This window comes from Pedobacter hiemivivus, from assembly GCF_004331685.1.
GTDB lineage: Bacteria > Bacteroidota > Bacteroidia > Sphingobacteriales > Sphingobacteriaceae > Pedobacter > Pedobacter hiemivivus.
The window spans coordinates 270,488-287,388 of sequence record NZ_SJSM01000005.1; the positions used below are offsets into that span (position 1 = coordinate 270,488).

At 42.0% G+C, this 16,901-nt stretch carries 12 protein-coding genes; 5 read left to right on the plus strand and 7 right to left on the minus strand.

The features are described 5' to 3' along the window. Positions 1 to 150: 150 nt before the first annotated feature. Positions 151 to 2,313, minus strand: coding sequence for a S9 family peptidase (locus EZ444_RS11620; RefSeq protein WP_131608951.1), 2,163 nt, complete (start codon positions 2,311 to 2,313; stop codon positions 151 to 153). 77 nt (positions 2,314 to 2,390) lie between these two features. Between EZ444_RS11620 and EZ444_RS11625 the strand changes: the two genes are divergently transcribed. After that, on the plus strand, positions 2,391 to 3,263 hold the full coding sequence (locus EZ444_RS11625; RefSeq protein WP_131608953.1) for a DMT family transporter: 873 nt from the start codon (positions 2,391 to 2,393) through the stop codon (positions 3,261 to 3,263). A gap of 152 nt (positions 3,264 to 3,415) precedes the next feature. On the opposite strand, the gene EZ444_RS11630 is transcribed toward EZ444_RS11625, so the two are convergent. After that, positions 3,416 to 3,751 carry an MmcQ/YjbR family DNA-binding protein gene (locus EZ444_RS11630; RefSeq protein WP_131608955.1) on the minus strand — a complete coding sequence of 112 codons (336 nt, stop codon included), beginning with the start codon at positions 3,749 to 3,751 and terminating at the stop codon, positions 3,416 to 3,418. Positions 3,752 to 3,804: 53 nt separating this feature from the next. Here EZ444_RS11630 and mnmD point away from each other — a divergent pair, with 53 nt between their 5' ends. The 4 genes from mnmD to mazG all read left to right on the plus strand — a co-directional run bounded on the left by mnmD (position 3,805) and on the right by mazG (position 6,799). After that, positions 3,805 to 4,473, plus strand: coding sequence for a tRNA (5-methylaminomethyl-2-thiouridine)(34)-methyltransferase MnmD (gene mnmD, locus EZ444_RS11635; RefSeq protein ID WP_131608957.1), 669 nt, complete (start codon positions 3,805 to 3,807; stop codon positions 4,471 to 4,473). Between the two features lie 89 nt (positions 4,474 to 4,562). Next, a complete protein-coding gene (locus EZ444_RS11640; protein ID WP_131608958.1) occupies positions 4,563 to 5,675 on the plus strand; it encodes an AI-2E family transporter in 1,113 nt (370 codons plus the stop codon). Positions 5,676 to 5,683: 8 nt separating this feature from the next. Beyond that, the gene (locus EZ444_RS11645; RefSeq protein WP_131608960.1) at positions 5,684 to 5,980 is read left to right on the plus strand and encodes a hypothetical protein; all 297 of its coding nucleotides are present in this window, start codon (positions 5,684 to 5,686) and stop codon (positions 5,978 to 5,980) included. A gap of 9 nt (positions 5,981 to 5,989) precedes the next feature. After that, positions 5,990 to 6,799 (plus strand): nucleoside triphosphate pyrophosphohydrolase, encoded by an 810-nt coding sequence (gene mazG / locus EZ444_RS11650; protein WP_131608962.1) that lies wholly within the window; start codon positions 5,990 to 5,992, stop codon positions 6,797 to 6,799. A gap of 77 nt (positions 6,800 to 6,876) precedes the next feature. Here the strand turns inward: mazG and EZ444_RS11655 are convergent, their stop codons facing one another. From EZ444_RS11655 to EZ444_RS11675, 5 genes are read right to left on the minus strand one after another with little or no spacing between them, the layout of a single operon-like run. Then, positions 6,877 to 8,760, minus strand: coding sequence for a hypothetical protein (locus EZ444_RS11655; protein WP_131608964.1), 1,884 nt, complete (start codon positions 8,758 to 8,760; stop codon positions 6,877 to 6,879). A gap of 11 nt (positions 8,761 to 8,771) precedes the next feature. Continuing rightward, positions 8,772 to 11,546 carry a tetratricopeptide repeat protein gene (locus EZ444_RS11660; RefSeq protein ID WP_131608966.1) on the minus strand — a complete coding sequence of 925 codons (2,775 nt, stop codon included), beginning with the start codon at positions 11,544 to 11,546 and terminating at the stop codon, positions 8,772 to 8,774. Next, entirely contained in the window at positions 11,543 to 13,276 is a 1,734-nt protein-coding gene (locus EZ444_RS11665; protein ID WP_131608968.1) for a glycoside hydrolase family 88/105 protein, read from the minus strand. Before EZ444_RS11665 ends, EZ444_RS11660 begins: the two co-directional genes overlap by 4 nt. 11 nt (positions 13,277 to 13,287) lie before the next feature. Continuing rightward, the gene (locus tag EZ444_RS11670; protein ID WP_131608970.1) at positions 13,288 to 14,052 is read right to left on the minus strand and encodes a 6-phosphogluconolactonase; all 765 of its coding nucleotides are present in this window, start codon (positions 14,050 to 14,052) and stop codon (positions 13,288 to 13,290) included. Between the two features lie 6 nt (positions 14,053 to 14,058). Continuing rightward, positions 14,059 to 16,890 carry a TonB-dependent receptor gene (locus EZ444_RS11675; RefSeq protein WP_131608972.1) on the minus strand — a complete coding sequence of 944 codons (2,832 nt, stop codon included), beginning with the start codon at positions 16,888 to 16,890 and terminating at the stop codon, positions 14,059 to 14,061. Positions 16,891 to 16,901: the final 11 nt, after the last annotated feature.

Sequence of the window (16,901 nt, forward strand, 5' to 3'; positions counted from 1 at the left end):
GAGCATCTGAATTTTTTTAGAAAAAGAAAGGGGGCAGTACTTTTATACTGCCCCCTTTACCTCTAGTGAATAAAAAATTACCTTCTCTGAAGAGCCTAGGAACTTTTGCCTTCCTTCAAGGCAAAAGATTCCAGCGATTGAAGAGATAGGTTATTTTTTCCCCTTTAAATAAACCTCAAAATAATCCGTTACCTTTTGATATAAATGCACACGATCCTTGCCCATTACATTGTGCTCATGACCAGGATAAATCATATAATCAACCTGCACACCTTTATCAACGGCATGCTTCACAAAATCAACTGAATGTTGCTGTACAACTACAGGATCTTGTTGGCCATGGATTAACATCAACTTTCCTTTCAGCTGATCAACTTTGTTGCTCAGATAAGTTGCTGCATAACCTTCAGGATTTTCCTGTGGCGTATCCATATAACGTTCAGTATACATGATTTCATAGAACTGCCAGTTAATCACTGGACCACCTGCTACTGCAGCTTTAAAAACTCCTGGATGTGTTAACATGAAATCAGTGGTTGCAAAACCGCCAAAACTCCAGCCAAATAAACCCATATTAGCTGAATCTACATAAGGTTGACTTTTTAAGTAATCAACAGCAGTCATCATATCTTCCATTTGTACATCACCTGCACGGCGGAACATAGACTGTTCAAAAGCCTTACCTCGGTTATCGCTACCCCTTACATCAATTGTAAGCACTACATAACCATTTTGAGCCATATATCTCGACCAGTAGTCGCCAGCACCGCCGTTCCAGCCATTGGTAATCAATTGCGCATGCGGGCCGCCATACCAATAAACAACCACAGGATACTTTTTATTCGCATCATAGTTTACCGGTTTGTACAAATTCATGTACAGCTCATCACCCGATTTGCTTTTAATGGTGAAAATTGAACCGTTTGCCGTTGCATAAGCAGCCAAAGGGTTAGCAGCTTTTAACAACACTTTAGTTTTTAAAGTAGCAGTTTCTACCAGCTGAATCACCTTTGGATCATTAGGCGTACTATAACTATCAATTACGGTATTTCCAGAGGCACTTACCTGTGCATTGTGCACTGCAAACCCTTGTGTAATTCTCCTGGTTTTACCAGATTTCACATTCAACACATATAGATTTCTTGTGATTGGCGACTCCTCTGTCGACACATAAAACAATTGATCACCTTTCGCATCAAAATTTTTCACATCCAACACTTCCCAAGGTCCTTTAGTCAATTGTTTTAACAGCTTTCCTGCCGAACTATATAAATACAAATGATTCCAGCCATCTCTATTGCTTTGCCAGATAAATTTCGAAGGATCATTTTTTAAGAATAACATAGGGACCAATGGCTCCACATATTTCTCATCTTTTTCTTCAAACAAAGTCTTCACAAAATCACCAGTTACCGCATCATATTGATTTAGCTTCATGTGGTTTTGTCCACGGTTCAATACTGCTATATAAACATATTTATCATCTGGACTCCAGGCAATATTAGTTAAGTACTGCTCAACAGGCTCACCAGTTTTTATGTAAACTACATTCTTCGTTTCAGCGTTGTAAACCCCTAGCGTTACCTGGTGACTTTTATCGCCAGCCATAGGATACTTGATGTTCACATTCTGAGCCGGTCTTGTAGTCCAATCGATAATCGGATAATCAGTAACCATGCTCTGGTCCATTCTGTAAAAAGCAAGTAGCTTACCGCTATTGCTCCAAAAAATTCCTTTGCTAATACCAAATTCTTCCCTATGTACAGATGAAGCATATACAATATCCTTGCTACCATCCGTAGTCACCTGCTTTTTGTCTGCACCTTTAGCTACAAACAGATTAAAATTATCAAGGTAAGCAACATAACCTGCTTTACTTTCCTCAACATTAGCCATCCCCATTAACGACTTATCAACAAGTACTTCTACTGTATTTTTAACCGGATCAAGCGCTACTTTGCTACCATTAAGGTTTAAAATCCAATTCGTACCCTGATTAAATTGAATCATAGGCAACACTTTTAAAGTATCTTGTTGTGCTGCCCTTAGTTTTTGGTTTAGCAAACTTAAAGTCAAAAATGATTGATCTTCTTTAGTTTTAGCATTACCACTTAACCAAACCGGAGTATTACCAACACGTTTGGCATATACATAATCCTCAGTTCCGTAAATAAATTGAATTTGAGATAAGTTTTCGGGCGCAAGTACGGTCCGGGCATTGCTCATCGCATCCTGCATGGTCAATTGTTTATTTTGGGCAAAACCACAAAAAGCAATTGATACCAGGTGGATCAGCAGAATCAGTTTCTTCATTCGTATAAAAAATTAGTTTGGACAAACTTATATAAAATGCTGCAAATAACATTACTTCTTACCTTACCTTTGTCGTAATGAAAACGATACTTACCGGCTTATTATTTGCCATGTTATGGGCTTCTGCATCTGTAGCCACCAAATTTGGTATCCTATCGGCCCCACCTTTAATACTCGGAAACCTTCGCTTCTTTATTGCCGGAGCGGTTTTACTAGGCTATTGTTACCTGATTAGCAGAGATAAGCAATACCGACTACCCAATACAGAAGAATGGCGACAACTAGCCATTTTTGGCTTTTTAAATACTACAGTATACCTTGGCATGTATGTCTTTGCCATGAAATATACGGCTGCCGGTATCGGCAGTCTGGCCACTTCTACCAATCCCTTATTGATCGTTTTACTTTCCTCATGGCTAATGGGTCGAAAACCCGCCAAAAGTGAAATCATAAGTATCATTATTGGTATGGCAGGTATCGCACTTGCCACTTATCCATTGCTTAAAAATAGCGGCACCTCTATTTTCGGCGTGACTATATTGATGTTAAGCATGGTCGCTGTTTCCTTTGCCAGTGTTTATTATGCGCGTGTTACATGGACACTGCCCAACCTATTGATTAATGGTTGGCAAGTAACGCTTGGTGGACTATTCTTACTACCATTCACCTTTTCTATGAGCGATTTCTCTTCCATACAATTTGACAGTAGGTTAATTTATTCGGTGCTTTGGCTTAGCTTAGCCGTTTCTGTAGTGGGATTGATCTGCTGGTTTTACCTGTTAAAAATAGATACTGTAAAAGCTTCGCTATGGCTATTTCTTTGTCCCTTGTTTGGCTTTTTCTACGCCTGGTGGTTGTTAAATGAGCCTATTACACTATACACCATCGCAGGCACATTACTGGTAATAACCGGATTATACATCGGTCAACGCAAAAAGTTTACAACATAAACTTTACAATCACACAATATTTTTTGTTAAAATATGTTAAATACATATAAAACGAGAAGAGATGAAGACGATAAATGTATTTTCCTTTACTGGTACCATCCTTAGAAAACTTAATTTGATCAAAATTTATTACTGGTTTAACAAGTAGTCCATCATTGATATTTTGCCTGAGTTTTTTTAGGCAGCTTACTTAAAACCAGTGTACGCGATTCGGCAATACGTTTTTGCAGTTCCTGATCAAGCATGACCTCCAGACTTTCTAGCACAACCCATTGCCTACGTGCAAAATGAGGCGCTTGCTTAATGCCATGTCGTGCCGTAAGTTCGTCAAAATCCTCTGGATCGCATTTCAGACAAAGATGCTCATCGGCTAATGACGCAAGCACAAAAATCTTCTCTTCTATCATAAAACAGAGATGATCCCATTTCATTCCTTCAGTAGCCCCCTTCAAACTGAGACAATAGTCTCTCAATGATTCTATATCCATAACAGTAATTAATAAGCACTAAGTTAAAAACTATTTTATCTAAGTTTGCAGGAATGAATAAGATCACTTTAACTGCCGACGGCTCGAACACGCTATACAACGAAAGCATTGGCGAACATTACCATTCCAAACATGGTGCCCTACAAGAAAGCAAACATGTATTTATTGATGCCGGACTAAAACATGCCATTACTAGTTTTCCCGGTCAGGAGATTGGTATTCTTGAAGTTGGTTTTGGTACAGGTCTTAATTTTTTACTAAGTGCTGATTATTGCCAGGAAAATCAAATAAAGCTTAATTATACCTCATTAGAAGCCTTCCCTCTACAAATCGAAGAGCTAGAATCAACAGGATATAATAACTATGTGCCACAGGCGATATGGGACGGGGTGATCAACAATTATGGCAAAGCCCTACAACAAGCAGTAAGCATCCTGCCAGATCAGCAATTAAAAATCGTACACACCTACCTACATCGGTACGAAACAGCGCAGCAGTTCGACTTGATCTATTACGATGCTTTCTCGGTACAGCACCAACCCGAAATGTGGACCGATGAAATCATTGCCCATGTCTGTCAATTTCTTAAACCATCCGGCATTTTTGTAACCTATGCCATTACCGGCAAGTTAAAGCGCGCCTTAAAAAGCATTGGCTTTAGTATAGAGAAATTACCAGGTGCTCCCGGAAAAAGAGAAATGCTAAGGGCTACAAAAGCATAAATAACTTCATCAGTAAAATATTATTCTTTCTTAATCTTGGCAAGGCATTTGTTTTTGGTTAATTTACGTAATCATTAACCCATCTATAAATGAAAAACATCTCTCTGCCTTTTTACACCAAATTAGCAATGGTGTTATTTTCTATTATTAGTTTGGGCTACCTGGCTATTTTAGGACAAACGCTGCTGGCCCCCTTGCTTACCTCCTTTTTACTGGCTTTGTTGCTACTACCCCTTGCCGGTTACATGGAGCAAAAATGGCGATTTAAAAGAAGTATTGCCTCCATTGTATCCGTAGTATTGATGATTGTTGTCATTACAGGTATACTTTACTTTCTAGCCAATCAGCTTACCGATCTCTGGAAAGACTGGCCATTATTAAAACACCAGGCTGAAACCTCCTTTCACGATATACAACTTTGGATTTCCAAGACCTTCAATGTTAATACCCAATTACAGATAGATTACCTTAAAAATAGCGCTAGTAGTGCATTGTCCACAAGTGCATCTGTACTTGGCGCTACATTACTTACTTTATCCTCTACGCTCCTATTCCTATTTTTCCTGCTTTTATTTACCTTTTTTATCCTTAACTATCGTGGCGTACTTTTCAATTTCCTGACCTCGGTTTTCGAAGAAAGACATGCACAAAAGGTAAGTGAAGTGGTTAGACAGGTACAATACATTATAAAAAAATATGTTACCGGTCTATTTTTACAGATGTTTATTGTGACCATATTAATGGTCATTATACTCTTGATATTGAATATAAAATATGCCGTTCTACTTGGTCTGATTACAGGGATTTTTAATATCATTCCCTATCTAGGTATTTTCACCGCATTACTGATCAGTATACTCATCACTTTTGCTACCGCCGGAGCTGGCAAAGTTTTACTCATTATAATTGCTTTCGTATCTGTTCATGCACTTGATGGAAATGTATTAATGCCATTAGTGGTCGGCTCAAAAGTAAAAATCAATGCGTTATTTGCCTTTATTGGCATTGTGATTGGCGAAATGATGTGGGGCATATCAGGTATGTTTCTGTGTATCCCCTACCTTGCCGTACTTAAAATCATTTTTGATAAAGTTGACCAATTAAAGCCATGGGGAGTTTTATTGGGGAGCGAAGAAAAACCTTTAAAGAAACGAAGGGTATACCGCATCACCAAGAAAATAAAACTCGAAGAGCAAGAATAGTCCAATTTATGGAAGAGAACAAATCACCCCATATCCTAAATACATCCGCCACCTTACTTGGACTGTGTTTTATTGTACTTACCTCCATAAAAGTATCAAAAATGCAGGATAGTACTTTGATTGATGAAACCACAGCGCTGGCCATTATTTTATTCATGACCAGCTCCATTCTTTCCTTTCTCTCTATGCGAAAAAAAAGAGACTTAAATAACAAGTTAGAGAGGTCGGCCGATTTTATCTTCCTATTTGGCCTGCTGGTTCTTTTTTTAACCACAATGATGGTTACCTTTAACATCGTAAAATAATTCTTAACAATGCCCAATAATATACCTCCAGTTACCGCAATAGATCCATCATCAGCTTTCCTTAGATTATTAAACGTTTTAGATACCCTACGCACACAATGTCCATGGGATAAAAAACAAACCATGGAAACCTTGAGACACCTTACTATCGAAGAGACCTACGAACTGTCGGATGCCATTTTAGAAGGCGATCTTGATGAGGTAAAAAAAGAGCTTGGTGATGTAATGATGCACCTGGTGTTTTACGCACGCATTGCTTCGGAAACCAATGACTTTACTATTGTAGATGTATTAAACAGCGTGTGCGACAAGCTGATTAACCGTCACCCGCATATTTATGGTGATGTAGAAGTGCAGGATGAACAGGATGTAAAACGCAACTGGGAGAAAATTAAACTGAAGGAAGGTAATAAATCTGTACTAGCAGGTGTACCCGCCGGTCTGCCATCGTTAGTAAAAGCAAGCCGCATACAAGAAAAAGCAAGAGGTGTTGGATTCGACTGGGAAGATAAGTCTCAGGTTTGGGAAAAGGTGGAAGAGGAAATGCAAGAGTTTAAAGCGGAGTTTAATGTCGTTGATAATTCGGCTATTGATATTGAAAAGGCTGAAGAGGAGTTTGGCGATTTGTTATTCTCTTTGATAAACTATGCACGTTTCATCAATATTAACCCAGAAAATGCATTGGAAAAAACCAATAAAAAATTCATTAAACGCTTTCAATATTTAGAGAGCAAAGCCAAAGAAAGTGGCAAAGAATTACAAGATATGACCTTGGCAGAAATGGATGTTTATTGGAACGAAGCCAAGTTAAAAAAATAACCGTTCTTTTCGGAGTCTGCCATCTGTTGCTGAAGGGCAACAGCGCCTGAGGCCTCCTCTAAGAAGGTAATTTTTCCCTAAAGCACTAAAATTTCATACCTTATTTCCTGGTTAAAACCATCCGCTGGAGGCCGAATCTCCAGCTCCAAAGGAAAGGCCTTCAATGCCGGGTATGGTGCCCAATAATGTTCCCCATCCTTACCCATATTTAATACCACATTATCAGAAAGCAGTTTAAACCTGAATTTATGTTTACCCGCACTGATCAAAACCGTATAAGCATCGATTTTCGTAAATACCATCCCTTTATAATGAATAATGGGTTCAATGATTTTTACCACCGGCCAGGCATCATGATAAACCAATCTGATTGTTTTTACTACGGCACTATCGGAAAAGAGATATTTCATATGGTAGCCAACGCCTGCCGCCAGCCAGTTCTTATCCTTCAGTTCGCCAGAAACGCTGACTTCAAATCTGTTGCTACCTGCCTGCTTCGCTTCCATCCTGCTGTCGAACTCAAACAGATTCGTAAAATAACCCAGACTATCGGTAAACTCTATTCTTGGAGTTAAGGACCTGACGCCAGGTGCTTCAGGAAAGCTCATCGGTTCAGGTCTGGAGTATTCCGTTACACTTGATGCAGTCAAATAACCATGATCCTTTACCCATAAAGCAGAAATCGTTCCACCCGCCGGGCGATACATGTATTTGCTTTTTGCCCCGGCTTTATAATCTTTATAGCCATAAGAAGTGATGGTAGCCATAAAATTTTCGGTACGCAGCTGAGCAACATCAATTGTTTTAAAGTATTTTACCCAGCCACTTTCTTCCGTTGGCAATTTCGCTAGCACCCTGCTTAGCTTTGTTTCCAGTTCATAAGCCATAGCAAGGTTCTTGGCCTTGGTAAAAGTTGGATAAATACAAGGAGGATGATCCATCACTTCTTCGTGTTGCGGCCCATAGCCGATGAGTCCGTTCGGCAGGATATTTTGGCGTAGGTATTCCAGGTTTTTTAACGAAGCAGCACCATACCTAGGATCTTCATCTGCATATAGCGAAAATAAAACCTGACAACCATCAGAGGTGGCTCCCCCATAGGTAGTCCACTTATTGGAGCGGATGCCCCAGGAATTGTCCAGCGAACCATCAGGGTAAATAAAATAAAGATGGCTTTTCAGCGCATGTTTAACCGCATTATTAACCAGGGTATCGCCAGTTAATTTTGCATAAAGGCCCAGGCCCCATAAAGACATCTCCATGCTGTAGCCCAGGTCTACACCCAGTTTGTTGGCATGGGTACGCCCGCCTTCTCCATTTAAAAAGCCGTCCTCATCCATCTTGGAAACTGTGCGATGTGCCAGTTCATTCGCCCTGTCAGCATATTTGCGGTCATTAAAAAAAGTGCCTGCCTTCGCCAGGGTCGCACAAGTGGTTGCCACATAATTGATACTGGCAAACTCGGGTGTCATTACCCCATGCAAATAATCAACCGCTTGATGTATCGCGTTGCGCCAGCTGTCTTTTTCAGTTTTGCTGAACTGAGGAGCAATATTGTCCCAGGCCAGCATCAGCATTAAAACCTGGTCAGTCGTAGTACCCGTCCATTCTTCAGGCGTTTCTTTCCAGCTTCCGTTTTGCTCCTGCTGCTGAATCAGCCAGTTGCCGGTGCGGATCGCCGCCTCGAGGTATCTACGCTCACCGGTAATTTTATAGGCCACAGCAAAAGGATATACCGACTCTGAGGCCCTGGTGTGTAACACTCCGTCATAGTCGCACTTAAGTGCACCAAAACCAGGCATACCCTTTTCCTTCAACTGGTGTTGCAACAATACATCAGCTAGCTGAACCAATGTGTTCCCATATTCCTTTTTAAGATTAACAGATTGGGTTTTAGCGGATAATGACGCAAGCCCGATAAGCAATAAGATGAACAATATTTTTAACTTATATCCTGCCATAATATATGTATTTACGGGGTTAAACGATAGGATGCGGTATTGTTAAGTGTAGTAATTTCGGGATGATCTGTAAATACCCTAACTGAAATCGCTGATATTGCCATGCCAGTATTGATTTTAAAGCTGATTTTTTTCCAGCGTGGAACCAAGTCATTTGGTGCGGGAATCTCTGCTATTTTGCTCAAGCCGATCTTTCTCGATCCAGCCCACAGTTCAACCCTGATGTTTTTGGCCGTCACATTCCCTACGTTATGGATTTTAACACTGAGCTGATCATTAGCAATTGAGATATCCCGATCAGAAAGTGCCACATCAGCCGCAGCTTCAATCTTCGGGTATGCTTTTAACTGTTCAATCCTCACCGCCTGGAGTTTCCCTGCGGGCACCTGCAATTGCACCTGGTTTACCCTTTCCTTCAGCACAAGGATCCGTTCCAATTGATCTGCATCAATTTCTCCATCATCATTGGTATCAGTGCCGCTACTCAGTTTGTAAGTGCCGGGTTCCAGCAGCCAGGTTTGCATGGTTACCGTCCTGGTTTCCCCAAAATTGTAAAGAGAAACTGTTGCCGATGTAGCGTCACCATGACGGACGAATACGCCCATATCCGGCCCTGTATTTTTCCAGGTGGCCACTGTTGAGGGGTATTCGTATCCCGAACCAAAATGCCCGGTATACATACCAAACAGCAGCTCGCTACCCCGTACATAAACACGGTCAGTATATTTAACTTCAGTAGTTAAAAGCGGAAAATTATACCTTAGCGAGTTTAGCAATTCCTCAAAGCCTTTATTGATGGTTTCCGGATCTTTGTTAACCAGATATTTGTTATAAGGATTACCATGAAGCGCAATAAACTCATCATACTTAGAACTGTTGCTGATCCGCCCGGCCATAGCAAAAACATCAGTCATCGGATTATCTGCTCCGCCCTTATCTACCCCACCCTGCAACAATACCTTTTTTACCCAATTTAATGAACCTTGTTCAGGATTCTCCGGTAGTTTCTCCTGGGCAGCACCGATCATCAGGTCGTAACAAGAATTTACAGGCTTTAAAAAAGCTGTATTGCTGGTAATACCGTACATGCCAATCAATTGCGCCTGCATTTCATTGACATGACCCAAGCTCTCCCATTTATAATAATCGTATTCCAGCCCAGGGTCATACCATTTACCCGTATGCGCCCCTATCCCATCATCAGCAAAAGCAATTGCCGCAGGCAATACACCCGCAGGCTTTCCTCCATCGGTACGGGCAGCATCTGCTACCCAGGCATTGCCCCATTCACTAAATAGCTTAATCAATGTAGGGTTCCGGTTATACCAGGCCGCCCATAAACCCGGCAAAACTGCTCTTGCATTAAGCGGGACATCCACATTCATGGGCGCCTGCTCCAGCACTGCAGTTGCAGAAAGGTAGCAGGACTTAAAATGACGGTGCCCCTTAGGCGTAATACCTGTCCATACTTTTTCAAAATTCTGCATGCTGATCAGACAGCGTTCTATGTATTCGGGATCTCCATAACGGATCATAAACATCGAAGGATGTGTATCACGAAACAGTTCTGCAGCATGTTCTACATCATCAATTTTTTTAGCAAAGCCACGTTCCATGATACCACTGTTCCAAACCCCATCCGCCAGTCGCATGTACCCTCTTTTTGCCGTAGCATCGTCCGCACCTAAAATTGCAGGCAGCCACCAACGTAGGATTTCCACATCATCACCATATTTACCACCCAGTTCGCCATTCGCCTCCTGTCGTTCATTTACCCACCAGTAAATGATTTTCAACATTCTTTGCATAGCCTCATGCTGCTTCACCGCCCATTGTGGTGCACCTTTTCCATCAACATGATCAGCCACCTCAAAGGGGATCTGCTCACCCAGGTACATCTTAATTAGTTCCGCGTCCGGGTATTTCTTTTTGAGGATAGTAAAATACTTTCTGGCTTCAGCTTCATGATAAGGATCATTGTCTTCCTGGTCTAACCAATAATGGATTTTAGCCAGCAGGTAAATGGCTTTATCATATAAAGGATCATTTTCAAAAGCGGCAATCTGCTCCAGCATATCTGCTGCGAGGTACATTCTAAATGTAAAGTTGATGCCCGAAGTTTTGGCTGATTTCGACCAGGCGCCCAGGTCATAATAGTAACTAGCTTTTAAATACTTAACGGCAAAATCTCCCCTTAAATGTTTTACGGCAACCGTATCTGGTTCAAACCCGGTCAGCGTGCTGATCTTTTGCCTGGTAATAGGCCGAAATTCAATGTTTTGAACTGCCGCCAGCGATGCGGAGCTAATCTTTACAACCGCTACTCCATTGCTGATGGTTATTTTTTTATTTACACTTTTAAAGGGAATACGGTACCAGGGTGTGATCACCGAACCTGCAATAAGTGCTCCATTAAAATAAACAGATTGGTTTAACTGTTTTTCAGTATTATCGCCCAAGGTAAGCGTTAAAAGGTATACCCCATTGGGGATGTTTGCCTTAAAAACAAGACTGTCTTTTGCCCATACCCCATCCCTGTTCAGGCCATTGTTCCATTTCCCGGCAAGGGTATCAAAGGCCCCTGCAGGTTTATTTAACCAACCGTAACCGTCTTTTTCAGTATAAGTACTAACCGGCGTAACCTGTATATACCCTTTTTCAACAGCCGAGTTTTCGGTTCCCATATCGTACAGGTATAAATTCTGCCCGACATTTTCAGTACAGGAAACCAGGCCCATTACAGTCCACATTAAAAATACCAGGTTTAATTTCCGTTGTCTGCTCATTTCCGGAGTTTTGATATTTCTATGCCTGCAGTAATCACAGCGCCCATGCCACGGGGATCATTGTCTATCGTTTTTCTTTTCATATAGAACTCCTGATCGTAACCGATATCGGTACCCTGACAAATGCCATGTACCACACCATTTTCATCAATTTTTGTCTTAACCGCTTCCCAGCCGGCAAGAGCGTTTTTCTTATAAGCCGCATTTAACCAGCCTTCCCGAACACCTCGGGCAAGGGCAATTGTAAACAATGCCGTACAGGAAGTTTCTTCGTATGAATCAGGTCTGTCCAATACCTGGTGCCAGAAGCCGTTTTTATCCTGATAAGCGATCAATGCTTTCATCTCCTGTCGGAAATTCCGGAGTACCTGCTTGTAGGCGGGATGCGTTCTTGGCAGCTTCGCCAGCAGTTCCGCATTAGCCCAGGCAACCCAGCCATTGGCACGCCCCCAATAGGCCGCAGATTGTTGCCGTTTGTCATTAAACCAGGCATGTTTGTATAATCCTGTTGCAGGGTCAAGCAAGTATTTTCTAAAGTTTAAAACCTGGTTACTGGCATCATCATAGTATTTGCGATCACCGGTAATTTCTGCCATCTGCAACAGGAAGGGCACCCCCATAAACAAGTCATCCGCCCATACGGTAAACTCCACAGGTTCAGGCCGACAAAAAGTACCGTCCTTTAGTCTGTGTTGTTCGTTCGCTACATAGTTAGCTATAGGCATCACCAATTCTTTAACGGCTGCATTCTTTTCCCTTAACAACCATTCCGAAAAAGGTAAAATTGGTGCCCCCGTATCATCCAACATGGTGCGTCTGAAAATCCTATGGTAACTTCCACGCCAGGCGAATAGCGAATTGTACTGATAACCGAAATAAGGTATCTGTTGCAGCGTAAAATCAATGTATTGCTTTGCAAAAGCACTATACTTTCCGTCTGCATCCAGTGCCATAATGCTCCAAACCATTGCACCATGCGAATAATGCCAGTCGGTGTAGGGATCACGCTGATAGGCGGCATTGGCCGGTGTTTCTAGCTCAGGTATAAAACGTTGCGGACTTTTAGCCCAGTTTAATACCCCTGTACCTTCCATCAGGTAATCAGGTAGTCCGGCATGCAAACTCAGCTGCTGCGTTTTATGAAGTGGTCCTAAAAGCATCCAGGCAGTATTCTGGCTTTCCTCTTTAATTCCGGAGCCGAATTTTGCAGCTGTATCCAGGTCGCCCTCCTTTGTGGCTGGCATTAAAAATACGACTGGAAGTCCGGCCTCAACGGCCGTATAACGGATCACAATTTCATTATCCCCTTTTTTTAAACCAGTAGAAAACCGCTGGTTAAAGGTAAACCGGTTATAGGAAATCTCTTTAGGGATTTTAACAACAGAATTTTCTCCATCATACACTGGCTTGCTGTTGATCCAGATGCTGATCTGACCGGCATAGCTGAGGCCAAAGCTAAGGACGGTATCGCTAATGGCGGTAAGCTTGCTCTTGGCATAGACCTGCTGCCCTGAAACAGGCCTCAAACTTCTAAAATCGACCACCTGCAAGCCCAGCACTTCTTTTTGAGGCACTAACGTAAAAGCAAAATGGGTATCGGCAATGACCTTATCTGCAACCTTTTTTGCGACAGACAAGCCATCATTTTCCTGCGGGAATACCTTTAATGACATTCCTGTTAAGACTGCCGTACCTCCTATACCTAAAAATATCTTGCGGAATAAGTTCATGGCCTAATTTTTTAAAGAATGAGTACAGCACTGTCCTGATCTAAAAACAAGATGGCATCAGCATGATCTCTTAACGAAGTAGATGGATATTTTGCACTAATGGCTTCAGTCAGCGTATGCTTCACTGCCTGTGCTTTATTTTTACCGGGAACCATGCAGAAAATATACGCCGACTGCAATAAGGCCGGGATGGTTAAGGTGTAAGCATACGAAGGCACATCAGCAACTGTAGCAAAACAGCCATCGTGTACCTGCTGAAGCTTGCAGGGTTCATCCAGGTCGATGATTTTCACCAGCACAGGGTCGTTAAAATCGGCTACATGCGGGTCATTAAATGCAAGATGTGTATTTTCACCTATGCCCATAAACGTTATATCCGGTGGCATCTTTTGCAGCAATGCAGCATACCGTATACTTTCAGCTTCGGTATCATTGCCTTCTTCATTCAGGTAGTAAACTTTTTTCAGCGGCAGCTTCGAAAAGATCCGCTCATTTAGGAAATTTCCGAAACGTTGTGGGTGAGCTACTGGCAAGCCCGTATATTCATCCATATGAAACGCATTTACCCGGACCCATTCTATATCTTTTTCCAGGACAATGGCTTCCAGGAACTCCAGCTGAGAAGCCGCCGCAGCAAATATGATGTTGACCTCATCTTTCTGTCGCAACAATTCCTTGAGGCCTTGCGCTGCCATTTTAGCAGCGCTGATGCCCATTTCCCTCCTATTTGAATAAATTTTAACCTGTAAATGGTCTTTTAAAAATTCTTTAATCATCGTCATTTAATAGCGGTATTTTAATCCGGCACGGGCCGAATAATCATAAAATGTTTTCGTAAAAATGCGGGAACGTTCTCCAAAATATTCTACCTGTGGTTCATTTGTCAGGTTTACACCCTCGGCATAAATAGTAAGGCCTTTGGTGATCCGGAAAGAAGCGTTCACATCCACTTGGTAACGTGCGGCCCTGATCACATCAGTCGCATCATCTGTACCTAATGTTGAGGTATAGGCCCCATTATAATTCAGGTTTCCTTGTAGCGTAAAGCCTTTTAAAGTATAAGAAATAGAACCGTTAGCAGTATGATCAGCCTGTCCGGGTAAACGGAGTTTTTTCCTTCCCAATGCATCAGCCCTTGAATGAGTATAAGTATAATTGGCATACAATGAAATTCCTTTCAGGATGCCGGGAAGAAAAGTAAGGTTGGTCTGCGCATTAACTTCAACACCAATTACCTTGGCCAAATCTCCATTGTAAGTCTTGTAATACAGATAATCTTTGTAAGCAGCAGCATCAGGAAACTCTGTGCCTGCTAAAGTAACCACACTGTTGTATTGAAACTTATTGATGTGTTTGTAGAATGCCCCAACAGAAAGGATACCCAGATTACTTAAATATTGTTCAATGGAGAAATCGTAGTTTGTCGCAAATGCGGGTTTTAAATCAGGATTACCATCTGTTAATGTCCTGTTCAGGATACTCACCACACGACTTGGCACCAGGTCGTTAAAGTTCGGTCTTGAATAACCGAAAGATACTGCACCACGTGCTACCATATTTTTGGTCAGATCATACTTACCCTGCAGATTTGGTAAAAATTTGGTGTAATTGTATTTGGAATTAACGGGCACCGATGAAGTCAGTTTACCATCACCATCCTGATTTACCAGCTTCGCATCGTAATCAACATCTGTTCGCTCTACCCTCAAACCTCCTAACAACATCAATCTCTTGAACTGAATGCGGTTCATCAGATATCCGGCTACCACATTCTCTTCTGCATCATAAAAGTACGAATCAATTGATATTTGTTTTTGATCCGCATTTTGCGTAAAATAAGAAGGGTTGCCATGAAAAAAGCCTATTGTAGCGTCCTTATCCACGCCTAAACCGAAACTGATATTATTGTCCAGAAAATCAGCGGAAACTTCTGAATCTCCTTTAAAATTATTGAGATTACCTACACCAGCAGGCCCACTATAGTTCGCTACAAATGTACTTAATGGTCTGAAACGCTTGTTGCTCATTCTTTTCACCTTTGCACCCATCTTAAAATAAGCATCATTATCACCTATTTTGTAGGGGTAAGTAAGGTTTACACGAGCCACAAAATTGCGACCTTCTGTTTTAAAGTCATTCGCTTCAATGGTATTATAGTTGTATAAAGCTGCATTATTTTTGGCATCTGTCGAGCCTGTTGCCTGGATATAATCACCTGATATATTGGTAATCGTCAGAGGGACATTCCCGGTAATATAGTTATAGGCTGCGGCACGCTGATCAAAATTAGAACCGGTAATAAATATTCCTCCATCCAGCTTAACCTTACTTAACATGGTCTCACCTTCCAGACTAAAATTGATGTTATTGTTTCGCATCTGTCTGTCCAGCACCTCATTGTACCCTCTGCCCCGGGTAGTGGTATAAACACCGTTTGCGAATGTAGTATTGGCAGTCTGCATACGGGTACGTTTACGGTAGCGGGTAGCATCATTGTCCAGACTATTGAAAGTTAAGTTCGCCACGATTGAAGTAGTAGGACTGAAACTATAGTCCAATGTAGTTGTGGCACCCATGCGGGTACGCTCATTTTCCAGATAAACGAGGCGGATATCAGTTGGGAAATAGATACCGCCCTTTCCATCAGCAAAATCTTTCAACTGCCAGGCCTGTGCGTTGATCTCGTCATAGCCATTGTTTGTTTTGTAATAACTACCGGAAACCGTAACACCCAATTTACCGTTTGGCATATCCTCCGTTGCACCGTAACGACGGCCAAAGCTGATGTTACCAATGCCATTTGAATTGTCACGCAGTTTATTATAGCCACCGCCAAGGTCGACCGATAATTGCGGCTTTAAACTGATAGCGGTCGGAGTTTTTAAGTTGATAGCACCCGAGATCGCATCACCATCCAGATCAGGGGTTAAGGTTTTAACCACCTCCATAGAAGCCAGCACATTGGCGGGGATCAGGTCCAACTGTGCATTCCGCTGCCCAAGTTCCTGGGTACCCATAATCTGTTCACCATTAATATTGATATTGGTATAGCCACCCGGTGTACCACGCAATTGCACAGTTGAGCCCTCACCCTGTTCACGACCGATGGTCACCCCCGGAAGCCTTTGCAATGATTCGGCGACGTTAAGATCAGGAAACCGGCCCATCAAATCCGCAGAGATCACCTGTTTGATGTTATCTGCGTTTCTTTGTTGGTTCAAGGCCTTTTGCTGACCTTCCATCACGCCCGACACGGTAACGCCTTTTAAAGCAACGCTGCTCGTAACCAGTCTAATGTTTTGTACCAGTGTTTGTCCGGCTTTAAGCTCCACATTAGTTTCAACAGGACTAAAACCCATATAAAATACAGTTACAACATAACTACCCGGTTTCAGGTCATTCAGTTGAAAGTCGCCGGTAGTACTAGAAGAAGTCCCTTTGTTGCTGCCCTTAATTTTTACAGAGGCCCCCGGCAATGCTCCGCCCTGCTCATCAATCACTTTACCCCTGATGTTGCCCGTGGTTTGGGCCTGAGCAGGAAAATTAATCCCTGCGGCGGAAATGATGACCACCAATATCCACATGAGATATGATTTAAAAATAGATTTTTTCATGACAAGTTCTT